This window comes from Desulfurobacteriaceae bacterium (assembly GCA_039832905.1).
Taxonomy (GTDB): domain Bacteria; phylum Aquificota; class Aquificia; order Desulfurobacteriales; family Desulfurobacteriaceae; genus Desulfurobacterium.
On sequence record JBDOLX010000072.1, the window covers coordinates 1 to 2,728 of the forward strand.

The window sequence follows — 2,728 nt, forward strand, 5'->3', positions numbered from 1 at the left end:
TGACATCATTTCCCTAATTAACGAAAGTTTCGACGAAAAATACAGAGTTTGGCAAGAAAAAAAGATAAAGGATAAGTACGTTCAAGTTATTTTCGGTTCTGATATGGATGAAAAAGTCCTGATATTAATAGATCTAACTCCCATAAAAAAGTACGAAAACCTTAAAAAAGACTTTATTGCAAATGTCTCCCATGAACTTAAAACTCCTGTAGCAGCTATGAAACTTTCTCTAGAAACATTGGAGGAGGAATGTAAAAATGTTCCGTCCGCAGAGAAATTCTTGAAAAAGGCAATAGAAAGAGTGAAATACATGGAGCAACTAATAGAAGACCTTATAACCTTATCGATGCTTGAAAGTGTCAACTTCACTCCCAATATAACAACTGTTCCATTGAAAGATTTCACACTTAAAATTGTTCAAGACTTGACAGAATTTGTAGAAAAGAAAAAAGTCAAAATAGAAGTAAACATTCCAGAAGAAGCTAAAGTTAGAGCGGACGAAAAAATGCTCCACGCAATCCTCAAGAATCTCATAGACAACGCTGTAAAGTATAACAAAGAAAGAGGAAAAGTATTTGTTAGCTTCAAAGAACTTACAAATGAGGTTGAAATTTCCGTGTGTGATACAGGTATAGGAATACCTAAATCCCATATTCCATTTATCTTTGAAAGGTTCTATCGAGTGGAACGTTCTCGATCAAGAAAACTTGGTGGAACAGGTTTAGGACTATCAATCGTAAAGCTTGCAGTAGAAAGACTTGGTGGAAAAGTTGAAGTTGAGAGTAAGGAAGGAGAAGGAACGTGTTTTAAAATCTATCTTCCTAAAAAGTAATATCCCCGAATTTGATATTATTAGCAGACCTATTAACCCTTAGGGGGTAAGAGTGAAAAGAATTTTTTTTGTTTTTCTTATCCTCACATTTTGGTGGGGAGCAGTTTTAGCGAATGAAGGAAAAATAATAGAAAGAGTTGAAATAATAGGGAACCAAACTGTTCCAAAAGAGACAATTCTTTACTACATGTCCGAAAAATCTGGCAAAGAGTTCTCTCCAAAACTTGTGGCAAAGGATATAAAAACTCTTTTTAGCTTAGGCTACTTTGAAAATATCTCTGTCGATGTAAGTGAAGGAAAAGAAGGAGTTATTTTAAAAGTTTTTGTAAAGGAAAAGCCAGTAATAACCGATATTAAATTTGAAGGAAACAAAGAGTTCTCAGAGAGGAGGCTGAAAGAAGAATTGGGACTTATTGATGAAGAAGGGGAAGACTCCGAAAAACAAAGAGAACCTCTTAGTTATAAGTATTTAGAAGACTTAAAGAAAAAGATAAAAGAGTTTTACGAAAAGAAAGGATTTGTTGGAACAAAAGTCGATTACAGAGTAGAAAAAAAATTCTCAACAAAAGCAGTGGCAGTTTTTACCATTGTTGAAGGTAAAAAGAGAAACGTTTGTGAGATAGAAATAAGAGGAAATAAAAAGATTGATGATGGAGATATAAAAGATGTTCTTCTAACTAAGGAGAGATGTATCCTCTGTTTAAGGTTTTCTGCACCTTTGATAGAAGAAAACCTAAAAGAAGATGTTGAAAGAATAAAAAATCTCTACTACAGAGAAGGCTTCTTAGATGTTGAAGTTGGAGAACCAAAAGTTGTAGAAATAGATAAAAAGAAGGGATGTTATAAGGTCATTTACACAATAAAAAATGAAGGAGAAAAGTATAGGTTTGGAAAAATAAGTTTTGAAGGAAACACTCTCTTTACCTCAAAAGAACTTTTAAAACTCTCTAAAGCTATAAGATCTGGAAAGACGTTTAATAGAGAGTTTTTAGGAAAATTTATAGCTAAAATAACCAGAAAATACGGAGAACTTGGATTTATTTTTGCAAGCGTCATTCCTGAGGAAAAAACAAACTTTAAAGATCATACTGTTGACATTAAGTTCCATATTTTTGAAGGGGAAAGGACTTATGTAAGACGTATAAACATCACAGGGAACATATCCACAAGAGATAGAACAATAAGAAGAGAGTTGGACTTTTACGAGAAAGGTATTTTCGACACCGTTAAAGTTGAAAGGTCTATAAGAAGGCTCTTTAACACAGGATACTTTGAAAACGTAGATGTAAAACCAAAAGTAGTTGATAAAAACAAAGTTGATGTTAACGTTGATGTAAAAGAACGTTTAACCGGTATGTTCTCCGTTGGTATTGGATATAGTTCAGTGTCAAAACTTGTTATGATGGCACAGTTATCAAAAGGGAACCTCTTTGGAACTGGAGATTCTGCAGCTATTTCTTTCCAGGGTGGTTCAAAAGTTCTCTATTTTGACCTTAGCTACAATCACAAATGGTGGCTTGATAGACCTCAAAATATCTCTTACAGACTCTATAACAGAAAGAATGAATACTTCACTTACACCAGCCATAAGACAGGTTTTTCCACTATGGTCTCACGAAGAATCTGGGAAGATTGGAGAATAGGTCTTGGATACTTAATTGAGAGAGATAAAATTTCTGATATTTCTGAAGACGCTCCAGATATCATCAAAAGTGAAGAAGGGATCACAACTGTTGGAATGACAACAGGATTTATTTCAAGAGATTTAAGAGACAATCGTTTCTTACCACATAAAGGAAGCTACTTCTCGATTACCACTCAGGTAGCAGGAAACTTCTTAGGTGGAAAAGAAAACTTTTATAAAGTTGTAGCAGACTATTCAAAGTACTTTAATCT

General features: G+C 33.8%; 2 protein-coding genes. Both read left to right on the forward strand.

The genetic code is table 11. The annotated features are described in order from the left end of the window. A partial coding sequence (locus tag ABGX27_05340) for an ATP-binding protein (GenBank protein MEO2068917.1) occupies positions 1-832 on the forward strand: 832 nt, incomplete at its 5' end. A 52-nt stretch (positions 833-884) separates the two neighbouring features. After that, positions 885-2,728: outer membrane protein assembly factor BamA (gene bamA / locus ABGX27_05345; GenBank protein MEO2068918.1), on the forward strand; the 1,844-nt coding region annotated here is incomplete at its 3' end.